This is a genomic window from Natronoflexus pectinivorans, assembly GCF_004345615.1.
Classification (GTDB): Bacteria; Bacteroidota; Bacteroidia; order Bacteroidales; family Marinilabiliaceae; genus Natronoflexus; species Natronoflexus pectinivorans.
Map to the genome: position 1 here is coordinate 182496 of NZ_SLWK01000006.1, position 19050 is coordinate 201545.

A 19050-nucleotide genomic window follows, 5' to 3' on the forward strand; every position below is an offset into this window, starting at 1 on the left:
CTTAATTCGTTTGAGAAAGAAGATTGCATATAGTTTGATTGTGCCGTTTTTAACCTCTCTGTTCTTATTTGCCGGAACCAATGATTATATGGTAGAGGCGCTTACAGACAGAGAATCTTTTCAGGTACCCGAAACTGAAGAACAATCCCCCATAGATGAGGAGGATGAGCCGCGTGTTGATGATACTCCCCAGACCCCTTCTCTTGTTGATGACGAACCGGTGGAGCCGGTTGGAATTACTCCTTTACCTGTAAGGCAAGATCCCAGAACTGATAGGCAAGGCAGAATCAGGTTACAAGATCCGGACAATATTGACTATACAGCTGAATATGACCCTGCAACCGGCATGGTAACCATGTACAGAAAAATAGGGAATGTTCCTGTCCGCCTTCCGTATACCATGTCGCTCGAAGATTACCAAAATCACCAGAAACGTCGATCCATGCAGGAATATTGGGAACGAAACAATGTTGATCAGGAGCGTGATGCCGAACGTGGATTTGGACACATCAGGGTTGGTGGCGAAGCTTTTGAAAGCATTTTCGGGAGCAATGTTATAAACATCCGTCCACAGGGAACTGCTGAACTTCAGTTGGGAGTTAACCGCACAAAAATTGATAACCCCACCCTTCAGGAAAGAATGCGGCAAACCACCACCTTTGATTTCCAGCAAAAAATTCAGATGAATATCCGCGGGAACATTGGTGAAAGGCTCAGACTTGGAATCAATTACAATACCGAAGCTACTTTTGATTTTGAAAACCAAATCAATTTGGAATACGAAGGTGGCGAAGATGACATCATCAAATCAATAGAAGCTGGGAATGTATCCATGCCTCTTCCCGGGACTCTGATTACAGGAAGTCAGAGTCTGTTTGGTGTGAAAACGGAGATGCAATTTGGCAAATTAACCGTAACTTCTGTTTTTTCACAGCAAAAAGGTGAAACATCGGTGATGAATATTCAAGGGGGAGCACAAACACAGGAGTTTGACATCGGAGCAGATGAATACGACAGAAACAGACACTTTTTTCTTTCCCATTTTTTTAGAGATAATTATGACAGAGCTTTACAAAACCTCCCTGTTGTAAACTCTCCGGTAAATATTACCAGGGTTGAGGTTTGGGTAACTAACAGAACCAGCAATTTTGAGCAATCCAGAAACATCGTTGCCTTTACCGATTTGGGTGAAAATTCAGCAAATATTTCGAATAATAGGTGGCAGGGAAATGTTAACGTCCCGCCATCTAACAGGGCTAACAACCTCTATGAAGTAATGAGTACAGGAAGCGAGGGAGATATTCGTAACTTCAACAATGCCTCCACCACCTTATCCGGCATTTCGCAACTACGTTCAACCCGCGATTATGAGCGCATCGAAAACGCGCGTCTTTTAACAGAAGCCGAGTATTCGCTGAACAGTCGTCTTGGATACATCTCCCTTAACTCAGCGCTTAATGCCGATGAGATTCTTGCTGTTGCCTTTGAATATACCTACAATGGAGAGGTTTTCAGGGTTGGAGAGTTCAGTAGATCCGGAGTAGAGGCGCCTAATTCGCTGATAGCAAAGCTGATCAAAGGAACCAACCTGTCGCCCCAATTCAAGTATTGGGATTTGATGATGAAGAACATCTATTCCATTGGTGCATTTCAGGTGAGTCCGGATGATTTTCGTCTGAATGTTGTCCATATGAATGACTCCATTGGGAGTTATCTTAACTATTTTCCTGAAGATCCACTAAACGGACGGCTTTTTATCTCAATCATGGAGCTGGATAATTTGAACTCCCGTTTGGAACCTACTCCAGACGGAACGTTTGACTTTGTTCCGGGTTATACGATCATTCCTGCGCAGGGGCGGGTTATATTTCCGGTACTGGAACCATTTGGTTCACATATGGATGGAAAACTTTCCGGAGCACCTCAGGATGTTCGTAACCGGTATGTTTTTCAGGAACTATACGATTCAACCAGAACAGTTGCTGCACAGATGGCAGAGAAAAATAAATACAGAATTCGGGGTTCGTTTAAATCATCAGCTGGAGCAGAGATTTCTCTCAATGCTTTTAATATTCCACGAGGATCTGTGGTGGTAACTGCCGGAGGTCGCAGACTTACTGAGAATGTCGATTATTCTGTTGATTACACATCTGGGCGTATCCGGATTCTGAACCAGGGGTTAATGGAATCGGGAACCCCCATACAGGTTTCTCTGGAGAGTCAGTCACTATTTAATCTCCAGACTAAGACCTTGATCGGAACACATCTCGATTATCGGTTTACGGAAGATTTTAACGTGGGAGCTACAGTCATGCATTTGAGGGAACGTCCTCTTACACAAAAAGTGGCTTATGGTAACGAACCCATCGCCAATACCATTTGGGGATTGAATACTTCATTTTACAGGGAGTCAAATCTGTTAACCTCATTGGTTAACAGATTACCCATGATTCAAACCACAGCACCATCATCGATCTCATTCGAGGCTGAATTTGCACATCTTATTCCCGGACACCCAAATGTCATTGATCGACAGGGTACATCCTATATCGACGATTTTGAGGGAACAAAGATTCCCATTGACATGAAGCATTGGCACGCTTGGCGTTTGGCCAGTACTCCGCAGGGGCAGGATCTGTTTCCCGAAGCAGATAGAATGAACGATCTCAGTTACGGATATAACCGGGCAAGGCTTGCGTGGTACGTAATTGATCCACTCTTTTTGCGTAATAACAACCTTACGCCTTCGCATTTGCGTCGCGATCCTGATTCACAATCAAATCATTATGTCAGAGAGGTGTTCGAAAGGGAAATTTTTCCCAACAGAAACACTGCTTATGGAGAGCCAACCAACATTTCAGTTCTAAATTTGGCATACTACCCAAAGGAGCGGGGTCCTTATAATTTTGACACCCGAATTGACAGGGATGGATTTTTGAATGATCCTGCCAGCCGATGGGGTGGGATTATGCGAGCCATAAGCGGGAATACAGATTTTGAGGCTGCAAATATAGATCACATTGAGTTTTGGTTGATGGATCCTTTCTTCTATGATGAAGGAACCCATGAAGGAGGAGATTTTTATATCAATCTTGGAAATGTTTCTGAGGATATCTTACGCGATGGTCGCAAATTTTTTGAGCAGGGCTTACCGGGGCCCGGAGAGCCATTTGATGTTGACTCCACTGTTTGGGGATATGTTCCACGGAGGCAGAGTATGGTTAATGCATTCAGCAACGATCCAGCTACCAGAATGATGCAGGATGTGGGTCTCAATGGGATGAGTTCAGAAAGAGAGCGTCAGTTTTATCGTGGAGGTGGAAATGGCTTTTTGGATCAGATAGAGAATATGTATAGTACGGGTCAGTTATCTGAAGAGGCATATAATAGAATAATGAACGACCCTGCTTCAGATGATTTTAGATACTTCAGAGGGCGTGAACATGATGAAAATGAAAGGAGTATTCTTGAAAGGTATAAATATTACAATAACCCTGAAGGAAACAGTCGCCCCACCGAGTTTTCAGGAGAGTCGTTCAGTACCGCTGCAACCACCATCCCAGATTCGGAAGATATCAATGGTGATAATACATTGAGTGAAGCTGAAGATTACTACCAGTACAGGATCAGCTTGCGTCCCGGAGATATGAACGTGGGAGAGAACTATATTACTGATGTTGTTGAGTCAACTGTCACACTTCGTAATGGAAACACCGAAACCATTAAATGGTATCAGTTTCGTGTGCCGGTAAATTCTCCCGATGCAATCGTTGGAGACATTAGAGACTTAAGGTCTGTCCGGTTTATGAGGATGTTTCTTCATAATTTCAGCGATACGGTTATTTTACGTTTTGCCACATTGGATTTAGTTAGGGCGGAATGGCGCAGATATGACAGGGATCTATTCGAGATTGCAGACAATGTTACACCAAATCCCAGTACCCAATTTGAAGTTTCTGCTGTTAATATCGAGGAGAATGGAAACCGGGAACCGGTTAATTATATCTTGCCCCCGGGAATCAGTCGGGTGATTGACCCTGCCAACCCTTCAGTGAGGGAGTTGAACGAGCAGTCCATCTCACTTAAAGTCGTTGATCTTGCCAGTGGAGATGCACGAGGAGTTTATAAATCCATAAACATGGATATGCGGCAATACCAAAATCTGGTTATGGATATTCATGCTGAAGCGGTGCAGGGATATCATTTGCAGGATAATGAAATGCGGGCTTTCATCCGTATTGGTTCCGATTATCAGAACAACTATTACGAATATGAAGTTCCGCTAAAACTTACTCCTCCCGGGTTCTACAGAAGCAGTTCCGAAGCTCATCGTTACATTGTGTGGCCTGAAGAGAACAGGATGAACATCCCTCTTGACCTTTTCCAACAGATAAAACTTAGAAGAAACGATGAGATGCGAATGGCAGGTTCGGAAGTGCGGCTTACTGATGTTTATGAATGGTTTGATCCTGACAATCCTGATAGTAGGTTGAAAATCAGGGGAAATCCAAACCTTGGAAATGTGAGGGCGGTGATGATTGGCGTTCGAAATGGAGCCCTGGAAGAACGTACTGCAGAGGTCTGGATGAATGAACTACGTTTGACAGGGTTTAATGATCGTGGTGGTTGGGCTGCCAACAGCAGAATGAATGTTCGTTTGGCTGATTTGGGCAGTGTTCAGGTTGCCGGTGCCATGAGTACTGTCGGTTTTGGCAGTATTGACCAAGGGGTTACAGAGCGCAGTCAGGAAGATTTTTATCAGTACGATATTGCAACATCTCTTGAGTTAGGTAAATTTCTTGGTCCGGAAAGCCGAATGACCATACCTTTTTATATGGGCTACAGTGAGCAGGTAGCTACGCCCGAATACTATCCGCTGGATCCTGATATCCCGCTTGATGTAGCATTAAGCAATGCCGAAACCAGAGCAGAAAGGGATAGTATAAAGCAAGTCTCGCAGGATTATGTTCGCCGTAAAAGTTTTAACTTCACAAATGTACGACTTCAACCTAAAGATAGTGAGGTGAGTTTTTATAGTCCATCCAACTTGAGTGCTACTTATTCATTTAATGAAACCTACAGAAGAAATATTGATACGCAATATTTCTATGACAGAAATTACAGGGGGATACTGGCGTATAATTTTGTCAATCGCCCTTCTGCGATTGAGCCGTTTTCGAGTGTAAGCGGAGACGCTTTAAGATTGATAAGAGATTTTAATTTTTATCTGGCACCCACACAGGTCAATTATCGTTGGGAACTTACTCGTGGATACAGGGAAGAGCAACTCAGGAGTATTTCTGATCCTAACTTTCATATTCCGGTTAGTGTGAATAAAGATTTTTATTTCAATCGGTATTTTGAATTGAGGTATAATCTTACCAGAGCTTTGTCGATCGATTTCAGAACAACAAACAATGCTATAATTGATGAGCCGGATGGGCCTGTAAATAAGGATCTGTACAAGGATGAATATGATTTATGGAGAGATTCGGTTATGACGAATCTGCTCAATATGGGTCGAACAACCAATTATCAGCATAATATAAATGTCAGTTACACTTTGCCAATAAATAAATTGCCATACATGAACTGGACTTCGGCGACACTTAATTACGGAGCCATGTACAACTGGCAGCAGGGGCCAATCCCCCGTGATGATTTTGAATGGGGCAATATAATCAGGAATTCAAATAATATCCAGGCAAATACTCAGCTGAACTTTAATACGCTTTATAACCGCTCTGCATATTTACGGGAACTGAACCGACCGGCTGGACGACAGCAACAACAACGACAGCAGCAGCAAGGAGAAACTGTCCGGTTTACTCAGCATAACTTACAAATGACACAGGGAGAGCCATTCTCAATTAATCATCAACTTGGTACGACCAATGTTACTGTTCGTGTTTTTAATGAAAATGGACATCCGGTTAGGGGAGAACAAAATGTGTTGGATGCAAATAATATGACTTTTACACCATCGCAGGACATTTCAAGTGCCAGAGTAATGGTTACCGGGCAAAAAGTTGATGAAAAATCATTTGGTGATTTGCTTAAGGATTACTCTTTCAGGTTGTTGACGAGCTTGAGAAACATAACCATTACTTACACAGAAAATAACGGAACAATTTTGCCGGGATATATGCCTGAATCACGGTTTATGGGGACGCACAACTATTATGGTTCCACTGCACCGGGTATTCCTTTTATGATGGGATGGCAGGAACGTGACTTTGCCTTGCGGGCAGGAGAAAATGAGTGGCTGACCACCGACTCAACCCTGAATTCGCCCTACACCATGAACAGTACGAGCGATTTGACCATAAGGGCTATGATTGAGCCAATCAGAGGATTGCGCATTGATTTAAATGCCAATCACAGACAGTCAAACAACATGTCGGAATACTATTTTTACAGAGATAACCAATTTAATGCATTCAACACCAGGGAGACAGGGAATTTTTCCATGACTTTTAATGTGTATCGTACATCATTTAAAAGCGTTGGTAAAAGAGGCGTTTATGAATCAGAGGTGTTCGATCAGTTTTTACTGAATCGACAGATAATTGCCGATCGATTGGGGGAAAAACGGATTGGAATAGCTCATCCAACCGGGGGGCAATATGAAGATTCACCATTGGCCGGACGACCTTATAATCCATCGGGCTATCCCGATGAGGGCATGGAAGTCACCAGAGGAGCAGATGGCTACAGTCTAACTTCCCAACAGGTAATGATTCCGGCCTTTTTGGCTGCCTATTCAGGAAAAAGAGCCGGAGATATTTTTCTCGATCCGATGCCCTCCATCGCTTTTATGAGACCTAACTGGCGCGTTACATATGACGGCTTATCACGAATCCCATGGTTTCAAAAGTATATTCGTTCTTTTGATGTAAGTCATGCTTATCGTTCAACATATACTGTTGGTAACTTTATGACCAACATGGATTATGATGGCATAGAGTCATTAAGAGAAGGGTTTAGTTTTATCCGTAATGAGTCCGGGAATTTTATTCCCAAATATGAGATCAGTGGAGTGTCAATCTCTGAGCAATTTACCCCTCTTATTCAGTTTAATATTACATGGCTCAATAATATGTCCACCCGGGCTGAAATTAAAAATGGAAGGATCCTGAATCTCAGCTTAAACAATAATCAGCTCATTGAAAACTATTCGAAAGAGTATGTCATTGGTCTGGGGTATCGATTTGATAAAATGGATATTATACTTGGTTCAAGAGAAGGACAACGTCAGATGTCATCCGATTTAAATCTGCGTGCAGACATCTCAATTCGTGATAACTTCTCAATCATACGCAGAATAGAAGAAGGCGTAAACCAGATGACCGCAGGAAGTCGTATCACAACCTTGAAGTTTACAGCTGATTATGTATTAAGTGATCGGTTTAACATGCAGTTATTTTACGACCGTCAACTCTCTTCGCCATATATTTCAACCAGTTATCCTATTACAACCAGCAGTTTTGGGGTGAATTTCAGGTTCTCTCTTGCACAATAAAGCAATAAAAAACTTCGGGAATTTAATTATCAGCGGGGAAATTGTAACTTTGTCAGTCGAACCTGAAATTTTTGCAGCTAGATCATGAGAGATGTACAGCAAATTAAGCAACGATTTGGAATTATCGGAAACTCGGAAGCCCTGAACCGTGCAATAGATGTGGCCGTTCAGGTTGCGCCTACTGATTTGTCGGTTCTTATTACCGGAGAAAGTGGAACCGGTAAAGAGGTTTTTCCGCAAATTGTTCATCAGCACAGTGCGCGGAAGCATGGCGCCTACATCGCTGTAAACTGTGGTGCAATACCCGAAGGCACAATTGATTCTGAACTGTTTGGTCATGAAAAAGGGTCGTTTACCGGAGCTTTGTCCGATCGTAAAGGATATTTTGAAGAGGCCAATGGCGGCACAATCTTTCTTGATGAAATAGGGGAATTGCCTCTGGCAACTCAGGTGCGGTTGTTAAGAGTCCTGGAAACAGGAGAATTCATCCGTGTTGGATCGTCCAAAATTATTAAAACCGATGTAAGGGTTGTGGCCGCCACAAATGTAAATCTGGAGCAGGCTATTGCTGACGCGAAATTCAGAGAGGATCTGTTTTATAGGTTGAACAGTGTACCGATTATAATTCCTCCTTTACGTGAGAGGGTTGAAGATGTATATCTGCTTTTTAGGAAATTTTCTGCCGATTTTGCAGACAGATACCGCATGCCACCTATTCGACTTGATGATGAAGCCCGCATGCTATTGGAAAAATATCGCTGGCCCGGAAATATCAGACAGCTTAAGAACATTACCGAGCAGATTTCGGTCATTGAGGAGCAACGGCTTTTAACCGCAGAAGTGTTGCGTAGGTATCTTCCCTCTCATGCAGGAGAGCATTTGCCTGCAATAGTAGAGGCAGAGAAAGGCAAAAATCACGATTTCAGCAATGAGAGAGAGATTCTATACAAGGTGTTGTTTGATATGCGGCGGGATATGAACGATCTTAAGAAGCTCGTTCTGGATATGCTCCAGCACGGCGGAGATCTGAGTTTGCATGGAGATAATGCGAGAATAATCAGGAAATTGTATGATAATGAAGGTGAGTTGTTGAAGCCAACTGCTGCACCAGCAGCAGCCTCCACCGGATTTTCTCCCCATCAACATGATGAAAATGAAATTGAAGACACCGAAGAATTTATTGAAGAGTCACTCTCATTGGAGGACAAGGAAATAGAGTTGATAGAAAAAGCATTGGAGAAGCATGGAGGCAAACGAAAGAATGCCGCCAGCGAGTTGGGTATCTCCGAAAGAACATTATACAGAAAGATTAAGGAATATGGAATCAGGGGGTAAAAGAATAAACTGGCCTGTAATGGTGTTTGCCATTGTGCTTTTGATGGTTGGAGGCAGCTGTTCTGTCAGGGTCACTTTCAGAGGGTCATCAGTTCCCGATAACGTTAGAACCGCTTCTGTTCAATTTTTTGAAAACAGGGCCATGAACATTAACCCACTTTTGAGCCAAACATTCACCGAAGGAATGAAAGATCGCATAACTCGCGAATCCCGACTGGTTATTAGGGATGATATGGGAGATGTGGATTTTTCTGGAGAAATAACCGGGTACGACATCAGACCAATGGCCATTCAGGCCAATGCCGTTTCAGCCGAAACGCGTCTTACCGTTACCGTGCGGGTGAGATACCGGAATTTTAAAGATCCTCAGACCAACTGGGAGTCTACCTTTTCCGCCCATCAGGATTTTCCAAGTGAAAGAAGCATTCACTCCATCGAGGAAGAATTGGTGAGGGATATTGTGGATCAATTAACCGAGAATATTTTTAATCGAGCATTTTCTGATTGGTAGAATATAATGAACAGGCAACAATTCACAGATGCTATGCAAAATCCTTCAGTGCTCAACGAACAATCGTTGGAGCAACTTAGGGAAGTGCTGGAAGAATATCCATTCTTCCAGGCTGGTCGCCTCTTGTGGGTTAAGAATCTTCATAATCTCGACCATATTCGTTACAACAATGAGTTGAAATTGGCTGCAGCTCATATTCCTGACCGATCCCGGTTATACAGTTTAATAAATCACATTTCTCAACCCATTAATTTAGCAGAGCCGGAAAAGGAATCTCAGGAGTTGGTATCCACGGAAGTGTTGCAGGATGTTGAGCCGGAGAGCGTTTTAGCTTCACCGGACAAAGAAGAAGATCAGGCAGCTGCAATCGGGGAAGATTATTTCAGCGTAGATGATGTATATGAAACATCATCGGGAAGTCAGGTTGACTTCTCTGATAAACGCCTCAACAATAAAAAAGAGGAGTTCAAATCAGACCCTGAGAACATCATTCTTCCAAGCGCAGATTTCCTGGGATACGAAACTGATGTTGCTTCGGAATATCAATTGCCCGGTGACAATGAGCAGGTTAGTCTGGATGAATCCCGGTCTTTCTCAGAATGGTTGAATGTTTTGCGTCATCAACCGGTTGCTAAATCCGAACAGCATCAGGAAGAAGTTGAACCGGAAGAGAAGAAAGATAAAAAAATGGCATTAATCGACAGCTTTTTGCAGCAGGGTGACAGGCGACGGATAAAAGTTTCTGAGGGGGAGCAAAGGAAAGAAAACCCAAAGGATTTTTCTTTGAAAAGTCTTCAGGAAAGCAATGATTTAATGACGGAAACACTGGCAAATATTTATATTCATCAGAAACATTTTTTGAAGGCAATTGACATATTCAAGCAATTGAGTTTGAAATATCCCGAAAAAAACATTTACTTTGCACGTCGAATCAAAGAGTTGGAAGAAGAAATTAATAATCAGTAATAAGTTAAAGATATGTATGCATTTGTATCGGTTTTGGTGATTCTGGCCAGTATTCTGTTGATCTTAATTGTTTTGGTACAGAATTCCAAAGGAGGCGGTTTGGCCTCAAATTTTCAAGCCTCCAACCAGGTAATGGGCGTTCGTAAAACAACCGATTTTCTGGAAAAGGCTACCTGGACGCTGGCTATAGCGCTGCTCGTTTTTACTTTTGTTTCGGTAATGGTATTACCCAGAGAGCAGTTGGGACGTCAATCTGTAATAGATGAGCAGATGCAAAATTTTGTTCCGCCTACTCCAACAGGAACACCTGCTTTTCCTATTCCTGATGAAGAAGCTAGTGATGTTCAGGATATTGACCTGGATATTGAAGAATAAATATCTAACGATAGAAAGAATGTGTCAGAGTGTCAGTTTTACTGACACTCTTTTTTTTGCTGTCAGATTATCTTTTTTATAAATCTGGAATTTTGTAACATGCTGTTTGGGAGGGGTTTGTTTTAAGTTCTTATGATGATAACAGATGGGTGAAGTTCCTGGGAGTGTTAAAAGATATATAACCCATCTGTGCAATAATGACAGTAAAACCGGCTCGTGAGAGCCGGTTTTTGATTTGGCATGTTTTGTGAAACAAGAGATGCCGTAAATACAAATACAAAATGTTTAACGATTAAATATTTAACAGAAATGTCAACTTTAAAAGGAAAAATTCTTGCCGGTAAGGTTTTGGTAAAACCTCAGGCAGCTGAAGAAAAAACTTCAAGTGGTATTATTATCCCTGATTCCGCCAAGGAGAAACCATTAAAAGGCGAGGTTGTTCTTACAGGAGCCGCCAAAAAAGATGAGGCTATGGAGGTTAAAGCCGGTGATATGGTTCTTTATGGTAAATACTCAGGAACTGAATTAAACATCGATGGCGAGGATTATCTCTTGATCTCGCAAAGTGACATTTTATACATTGCTTAATTAGAAAGAATAATAACCACTTTTAAACGAAAATAAAAATGGCTAAAGAAATTAAATTCGATATTGAAGCACGTGAACTTCTTAAAAAAGGAGTTGATGAGTTGGCAAATGCAGTAAAAGTGACTTTAGGTCCCAAAGGTCGTAATGTTGTAATCGACAAGAAATTTGGAGCACCTCAGGTAACCAAAGACGGTGTAACTGTTGCTAAGGAAGTTGAGTTGGACGATGTGTATGCCAACATGGGAGCTCAAATGGTTAAAGAAGTTGCCTCAAAAACCGGAGACGATGCCGGAGACGGAACTACTACTGCAACTGTACTTGCTCAGGCAATTATTAACGTTGGAATTAAAAACGTGACTGCCGGAGCAAACCCAATGGAACTTAAAAGAGGTATCGATATTGCTGTAGCTAAAGTTGTGGATAGCATCCGCAGTCAGGCTCACGAAATTGGTGACGACAACAGCAAAATTGAGCAGGTTGCTAAAATTTCTGCCAATAACGACGAGGAAATTGGTCGCTTGATTGCTGAGGCAATGGAAAAAGTAGGCCGTGAAGGTGTTATCACTGTAGAGGAGGCAAAGGGAACCGAAACCACTGTAGAGGTTGTTGAAGGTATGCAGTTCGACCGTGGTTACATTTCTCCTTACTTTGTAACCAACACTGAAAAAATGGAAGCTGATCTTGAGAATCCTTTCATTTTAATTCACGACAAGAAAATCAGCACCATGAAGGACATGCTTCCTGTTCTTGAGCAAACTGCACAGAGCGGACGTCCATTGCTGATTATTGCAGAAGATGTTGATGGCGAGGCATTGGCAACTTTGGTAGTGAACCGTTTGAGAGGATCTCTGAAAGTTGCTGCTGTTAAAGCTCCGGGATTTGGCGACCGTCGTAAAGAGATGTTGCAGGATCTTGCTGTTCTAACCGGAGGTACTGTTATATCTGAAGAGACCGGTCTGAAACTGGAGAATACCACCATCGATATGTTGGGAACTGCTGAGAAAGTGACCATCGACAAAGAAAATACAACCGTGGTTAATGGTAGCGGTGCAAAAGATGCCATTGAAGCTCGTGCGGCTCAAATTAAGGCTCAAATTGCAAATACCACTTCTGACTACGATCGTGAGAAACTTCAGGAGCGTTTGGCCAAACTTTCTGGTGGTGTTGCCGTTCTTTACGTTGGTGCTGCCTCTGAGGTTGAAATGAAAGAGAAAAAAGACCGTGTGGACGATGCTTTGAGCGCAACCCGCGCTGCTGTTGAGGAAGGAATTGTTCCCGGTGGTGGTGTAGCTTACATTCGTGCCATTGCTGCTTTGGAGAATCTTAAGGGAGAAACCGAAGACGAAACTACCGGTATCGAGATTGTGAAGCGTTCTATTGAGGAGCCATTGCGTCAGATTGTATTCAACGCAGGAAAAGAAGGTGCCGTGATTGTACAAAAAGTTCGCGAAGGAAAAGATGACTATGGTTACAACGCACGCATTGACGAGTATCAGAATTTCTACAAAACAGGCGTAATTGATCCTGCCAAAGTTACCCGCGTAGCTTTGGAAAATGCTGCCTCAATTGCAGGTATGTTCCTTACTACCGAGTGTGTACTGGTAGAGAAGAAAGAAGACAACCCAGCACCTGCAATGCCAGGTGGTATGGGAGGTGGAATGCCAGGAATGATGTAATAAACCGCATCATACATTTCTCCAATATATATTCAAGGGACTGTCCGTTAGACAGTCCCTTTTTTGGTTCATCAGTTTTATTGAAATTTCATTGGAAATCAATATATTTGCAGCACTTTAAATATTTATAAAGTTTAAAGGGGGAGGTTTGATAATCAAGTTATTTGATACGAGGTAGAAACCATTTTTTACAGATGAAGAACATTCGAAATTTTTGCATTATAGCCCATATCGACCATGGGAAGAGTACTTTGGCCGACCGGCTGCTTGAATATACCAATACTGTTTCAGGAAAGGATCTACAGGCTCAAACACTGGATAGCATGGATCTTGAGCGTGAGCGGGGAATTACCATAAAAAGTAAAGCCATCCAAATGCAGTATGAGTATCAGAGTGAAAAATATACACTCAATTTGATTGATACTCCGGGGCACGTTGATTTCGCGTATGAAGTTTCACGTTCCATCGCGGCCTGTGAGGGGGCGTTACTGATTGTAGATGCCACACAGGGAATTCAGGCTCAAACCATCAGTAATTTATACCAGGCAGTTGACCACGATTTGACCATTATTCCCATTCTGAACAAGATGGACATGCCAAATGCCATGCCCGAAGAGGTAGAAGATCAGATTATAGACCTTATTGGCTGCGACAGAAGCGAAATCATCCACGCAAGCGGTAAAACAGGAATGGGCATTGATAAAATTCTGGAAACCATTGTAGAAATTGTTCCTGCACCAAAAGGTGATCCTGAAGCTCCTTTACAAGGATTGATTTTCGACTCAGTGTTTAATTCATTTAGAGGCATTATAGCCTATTTCAAGGTGGTAAACGGCTCCATTAAAAAAGGCGACCTTGTAAAATTTGTAAATACCGGAAAAGAGTATTATGCCGATGAGGTTGGAATTTTAGGTTTAGATCTGGTTCCTCGCGGTGAACTGAAAACGGGAGATGTAGGGTATATTATTTCCGGAATAAAAACCAGCAAAGAGGTTAAAGTGGGTGATACCATCACCCATGTTAAGCGACCATGTGCAAAGGCCATTGCCGGTTTTGAAGAGGTAAAACCTATGGTTTTTGCCGGAGTTTATCCCATCGATACCGAAGATTATGAAGACTTGCGTGCATCCATTGAAAAACTTCAACTGAATGATGCCTCTTTAACTTTTCAACCGGAATCTTCTGCTGCTTTGGGCTTCGGATTTCGTTGTGGTTTCCTGGGATTGCTTCACATGGAAATTGTGCAGGAACGGTTGGACAGGGAATTTGATATGGATGTGATTACCACGGTACCAAACGTTCCTTACATAGCCTACACAAAAAAAGGAGAGAAGATTGAGGTACACAATCCTTCCGGACTTCCTGATCCCGGGCTCATCGATTACGTTGAGGAGCCTTATATCAGCGCTCAAATTATCAGTCATTCCGACTACATTGGCAATTTAATGAGCCTTTGCCTTGGAAAAAGGGGCGAATTAGTTAAACAACACTATCTGACCACCGACCGTGTAGAGTTGGTTTTTGATATGCCTCTGGCCGAAATCGTTTTTGATTTTTACGATAAGCTAAAAAGTATATCTAAGGGATACGCGTCGTTCGATTATCATACGACTGGTTTTAGACTCTCTAAGCTGGTAAAGCTTGACATCCTGTTGAATGGAGAAAATGTGGATGCACTTTCTGCATTGACACACTTTGATAATGCCTACGGCATGGGAAAAAGGATGTGTGAGAAATTGAAAGAGCTTATTCCTCGTCAGCAATTTGATGTGGCAATACAAGCCGCAATAGGTTCTAAAATTATTTCTAGAGAAACTGTAAAGGCATTGCGTAAGGATGTAACAGCAAAATGTTATGGAGGTGATATTTCCCGTAAGCGCAAGCTTCTGGAAAAGCAGAAGAAGGGTAAGAAGCGTATGAAGCAGGTGGGTAATGTGGAAGTTCCGCAAAAAGCATTTTTAGCTGTTCTAAAGCTTGATTAAAAGGTTTAAACTTGATTCGCCATATGAATTACAAAGGGCGCAAAGATTATCTTTGCGCCCTTTTTTGATTGCATTAATACACTTGTATTTCCTTATATGTCTTATATGGTGAAAAAAGATAACTGCGTTGAACTTTTTCCCCATTGCTATGTTCTAATCAATAAAGAGACTAAATAAAAACAAGATTGTTTAATCAATAAAAAACATAGAATTATGGCTTTCGAATTACCAAAACTCGACTACGACTACAAAGCATTGGAACCGCACATTGATGCAGCTACAATGGAGATTCATCATAGCAAGCACCATGCTGCATACGTAAACAACCTGAATGCGGCCATCGAAGGAACAGCAGAAGCCGGAAAAACCTTGGAAGAGCTATTCAAGGGCATTTCCAAATTAAGCCCTGCCGTAAGAAACAATGGAGGAGGACACTATAACCACACCTTGTTCTGGAAAGTGATTGGTCCCAATGGAGGAGGACAGCCTGCAGGCGACTTGTTGGCAGCCATTGAAAAAGATTTCGGCTCATTTGACAAGTTCAAAGAGGAGTTCTCAAAGGCTGGTGCAACCCGTTTTGGATCAGGTTGGGCTTGGCTTGTGAAGGATGCTTCCGGTAAACTGGTTGTTACTTCAACCCAAAATCAGGATAACCCTTTGATGGATGTTGCCGAAGTAAAAGGTACTCCCATTTTAGGAATGGACGTATGGGAACATGCTTATTATCTGAAATATCAAAACCGTCGTCCTGATTATATCCAGGCTTTCTGGAACGTGGTTAACTGGGATGAGGTGGCAAGCCGTTTCAAAGGCTGATACCAATAGAATTAAGACATTAGAAACAAAAGACTCTCTGGAAAGGAAATTAGTTCATGTGTTGTAGATTTGTGGACTTGAGATGACTACCGAATCATGGCTGATTGTGTAGGCAGAACTAATAACTCCCTTTTCAGGGAGTTTTTTGTGCGCTATAACATATGTCGATTTCTTGTCTGAATTCTTTGAATTCTCCCGTTTTTGGTTAAATTTGTTACAAAACGTAACAAATAACCAAAAACTATCAGCCATGACATTTAAATTGCCCGAATTGCCTTACACACTTGATGCTTTAGAACCTGTCATCTCAAAAAAGACATTGGAGTTTCACTATGGGAAGCATCATCAAACTTACGTTGACAAACTAAACGGCCTGATTAAAGGTACTGAGTTTGAAAATGCAGACCTCGACACCATTGTAAAGTCATCACAAGGTGGGATTTTCAACAACGCTGCACAAGTTTGGAATCATACATTTTATTTTTCATCTTTTTCACCAAAAGGTGGCGGAGAGCCATCCGGAGAGTTGGCGAGTGCCATTAACAGTGCTTTTGGATCATTTGCACAGTTCAAAGTAAAGTTTGCCGATGCAGCCGCTACACTTTTTGGCAGTGGTTGGGCGTGGCTTGTTAAAAACAAGGATGGAAAACTTGAAATTGTGCAGGAGAGCAATGCCGGAAATCCTATGTGTAAAGGATTAACTCCTCTTTTGACATGCGATGTATGGGAACATGCTTATTATCTCGATTATCAGAATAAGCGACCGGAATACATTGAGAAATTCTGGGATTTAATAGATTGGAAAGTGATCGAAAGTCGCTTCTAGTTTCCAAAAATGTATCAACAGGTTAAACTCCTAAATCGTTTATATTATGAGCAATTTGAAAGATCTTGTTTTACGAAGCCGCAGTTGTCGCCGGTTTTTTGAGAATGAGCCTGTATCCAGAGAGGTTTTGATAGAATTGATTGATTTGGCGCGATTATCACCATCTGCACGCAATGCTCAAACAATTAAATATATTATATCCAATACACCGGAAAAAAATCAACTAATTTTTCCACATTTAGCCTGGGCAGGTTATCTTAAGGATTGGGATGGACCCGAAAAGGGTGAACGTCCTCCCGCTTACCTGATCATGTTGAGTGATACCCGGATTTCCGACAACTATTTTTGCGATGAAGGTATTGCAGCGCAGTCCATTTTATTGGGAGCAACCGAAAAAGGGCTTGCAGGCTGTATTGTAGGTTCTATCGAGCGTTTAAAACTTCAAAAGGATTTAAAAATACCAAAACATTTTAAAATAATTCAGGTTATTGCTTTGGGTAAACCCAAGGAGAAGGTTGTAATTGAAACATCTAAAGATGGCGATATAAAATATTACCGAGATGAAAATGGAGTTCATTATGTCCCCAAAAGGCCGTTGGATGAACTCATATTGGATTTATGATTAAAAAGTTTGTAATATTTTCAGATAAAAAATCCGCAATATTGCGGATTTTTTAATTTTAATTGGTTTCGAAATTAGTAATTTGTCTTTTAATGTAAAGATTGTCAGCGTAATATATGTTGTGTGTCCTTTCTGATCTACATGAATAAAAATATAGCATTTTGTTGTGATCAAAACGCTTTAATGTTTGTTTAAAGATATATGCTGGTTTGTAAAACAAATTAATTGAATAATTTTGCACCTTCATATCACTTAGTGATGGTTTTCGGAAGGGACATCTAAAAGCATTGCCATTGCCGATATTTTAACTGTAGGCAGGAGGGATGTAAACATTTTAAAATGAAATGTCATGGAATTTACTTTGAATGGAGATAACGGATATATCAAGAAGGAGTCGTATGACGATGAGACCACGCAACGATTATCTGAAATATATAAGGAGTCGTTAGAACTACTGGGAGAAGATACTTCTCGTGAAGGGTTGGAGAAAACTCCGCTACGGGTAGCAAAGGCCATGCAGTTTTTAACTCAGGGTTATAATATGTCGCCGGAAGATATTATACGCTCGGCCATGTTTCGTGAAGATTATCAACAGATGGTGGTTGTAAAGGATATAGAGCTCTACTCTTTATGTGAGCATCACCTTCTTCCTTTTTTTGGAAAAGCTCATGTTGCATACATCCCGCGTCATCATATCACCGGTTTGAGTAAAGTGGCCCGGGTAGTAGAAGCTTTTGCCCGCAGGTTACAGGTGCAAGAACGGCTTACCACTCAAATAAAGGAGTGCATAGATAGCACGCTTAACCCCCTTGGTGTTGCAGTGGTGATTGAGGCGCAGCATATGTGTATGCAGATGCGCGGTGTACAAAAACAACACTCAGTAACTACCACCAGTGATTTTACCGGAGCATTTTTGAAAAATATGGCAACCAGGGGCGAATTTTTCAATATAATTGGTTCAAAATTGCATTAATCATGCAGAATAGGGTCATAGTAAAGGCCCATTGTATCCACCATCATGGTAGTAAAAATACCAAAAGCTCCATTGCTAATATTTCCTGGAGTATTGGCAGGAGGCCCTCCAAATAAAGGGCTACTTATAGTATTTTCCCTCTGTAGTGCTACAATAAAGTTATAGAATTCTTCTGTAATGGAGTTCATAGCCAAGATTATCTTATCTCCTTCGTTCATTATGTTTCTTGCAGGATCGGCGCTGATTGATTGCACCCACAATCCATTAACATATTTTCCACGAAAGAATGTGTTATTTGTAACTGTCCAGTCTTTGGGCCTTGAAGTAAATAAATAGTCGTTTTTTTTCAGTCTAAACATATAGTAATTTTTCTGGTTTGGAGAATCTTGAAACCATGCCAGAACTTGCCAGACATCAAGATTTTCACGAAGTTGCATCTGTATTGAGTCTAAACTAACATTATTGGGCATGGTGCTGGAAGCAGTGTAATACTCAGGATGGTGTCCATTTTCGGAATTTGTAGTAATGTGCAATGTATATGTTATTCCCGGTCGTGGATTTAGGTTATATGGCTCAGTAAAGTAATATCCAGAATGCTCAACCGATTCCCTTAATTCAATCATTTTATCCTCATAGCCAATTGAAACTTGGGCACCTGTTACGGGATCAGGCTCATTTTCGTTGAAATAGGCCATTGATTTTGACAGGAATACAATCTGTAACTCGTCCTCATTTGTAATGATTGCATCAACCACCAAACGCTCAGGAGCGGTTTTGAGTTCCAGATCTATAACTTCGGTACAACCCCAAAGGAGTGATATCAACAGTGAGATAATTATGATTTTGCTATGCTGCATA

At 41.6% G+C, this 19050-nt stretch carries 13 protein-coding genes; 12 read left to right on the forward strand and 1 reads right to left on the reverse strand.

Going from position 1 to position 19050, the window contains the following annotated elements; genetic code table 11:
• Window positions 1–10 precede the first annotated feature (10 nt).
• The 12 genes from sov to folE all read left to right on the forward strand — a co-directional run bounded on the left by sov (window position 11) and on the right by folE (window position 18192).
• Window positions 11–7522 (forward strand): T9SS outer membrane translocon Sov/SprA, encoded by a 7512-nt coding sequence (gene sov, locus EV194_RS09960; RefSeq protein ID WP_243699381.1) that lies wholly within the window; start codon window positions 11–13, stop codon window positions 7520–7522.
• A gap of 84 nt (window positions 7523–7606) precedes the next feature.
• Complete coding sequence (locus tag EV194_RS09965) at window positions 7607–8857, forward strand: sigma-54 interaction domain-containing protein (RefSeq protein ID WP_132433889.1); 1251 nt, start codon at window positions 7607–7609, stop codon at window positions 8855–8857.
• On the forward strand, window positions 8841–9368 hold the full coding sequence (locus EV194_RS09970) for an LptE family protein (RefSeq protein WP_243699382.1): 528 nt from the start codon (window positions 8841–8843) through the stop codon (window positions 9366–9368). The genes EV194_RS09965 and EV194_RS09970 overlap by 17 nt, the downstream gene beginning before the upstream one ends.
• A gap of 33 nt (window positions 9369–9401) precedes the next feature.
• Window positions 9402–10334 (forward strand): hypothetical protein, encoded by a 933-nt coding sequence (locus EV194_RS09975; RefSeq protein ID WP_243699383.1) that lies wholly within the window; start codon window positions 9402–9404, stop codon window positions 10332–10334.
• Window positions 10335–10346: 12 nt separating this feature from the next.
• Window positions 10347–10709: a preprotein translocase subunit SecG gene (gene secG, locus EV194_RS09980; RefSeq protein WP_132433891.1), complete on the forward strand. Its 363-nt coding sequence runs from the start codon at window positions 10347–10349 to the stop codon at window positions 10707–10709.
• A gap of 309 nt (window positions 10710–11018) precedes the next feature.
• A complete protein-coding gene (locus EV194_RS09985) occupies window positions 11019–11297 on the forward strand; it encodes a co-chaperone GroES (protein WP_132433892.1) in 279 nt (92 codons plus the stop codon).
• A gap of 38 nt (window positions 11298–11335) precedes the next feature.
• Entirely contained in the window at window positions 11336–12973 is a 1638-nt protein-coding gene (gene groL / locus EV194_RS09990) for a chaperonin GroEL (protein ID WP_132433893.1), read from the forward strand.
• Between the two features lie 194 nt (window positions 12974–13167).
• Complete coding sequence (lepA, locus tag EV194_RS09995; protein WP_132433894.1) at window positions 13168–14955, forward strand: translation elongation factor 4; 1788 nt, start codon at window positions 13168–13170, stop codon at window positions 14953–14955.
• A gap of 213 nt (window positions 14956–15168) precedes the next feature.
• Window positions 15169–15771, forward strand: a complete 603-nt coding sequence (locus EV194_RS10000; RefSeq protein ID WP_132433895.1) for a superoxide dismutase — start codon at window positions 15169–15171, stop codon at window positions 15769–15771.
• 250 nt (window positions 15772–16021) lie between these two features.
• Entirely contained in the window at window positions 16022–16597 is a 576-nt protein-coding gene (locus EV194_RS10005; protein WP_132433896.1) for a superoxide dismutase, read from the forward strand.
• Window positions 16598–16643: 46 nt separating this feature from the next.
• Window positions 16644–17219 carry a nitroreductase family protein gene (locus tag EV194_RS10010; protein ID WP_132433897.1) on the forward strand — a complete coding sequence of 192 codons (576 nt, stop codon included), beginning with the start codon at window positions 16644–16646 and terminating at the stop codon, window positions 17217–17219.
• Between the two features lie 349 nt (window positions 17220–17568).
• Window positions 17569–18192, forward strand: coding sequence for a GTP cyclohydrolase I FolE (gene folE / locus EV194_RS10015; protein ID WP_132433898.1), 624 nt, complete (start codon window positions 17569–17571; stop codon window positions 18190–18192).
• Here the strand turns inward: folE and EV194_RS10020 are convergent.
• Entirely contained in the window at window positions 18189–19049 is an 861-nt protein-coding gene (locus EV194_RS10020) for a DUF4249 domain-containing protein (protein ID WP_132433899.1), read from the reverse strand. The two genes, folE and EV194_RS10020, sit on opposite strands and share 4 nt — an antisense overlap.
• Between the last annotated feature and the right edge of the window lies 1 nt (window position 19050).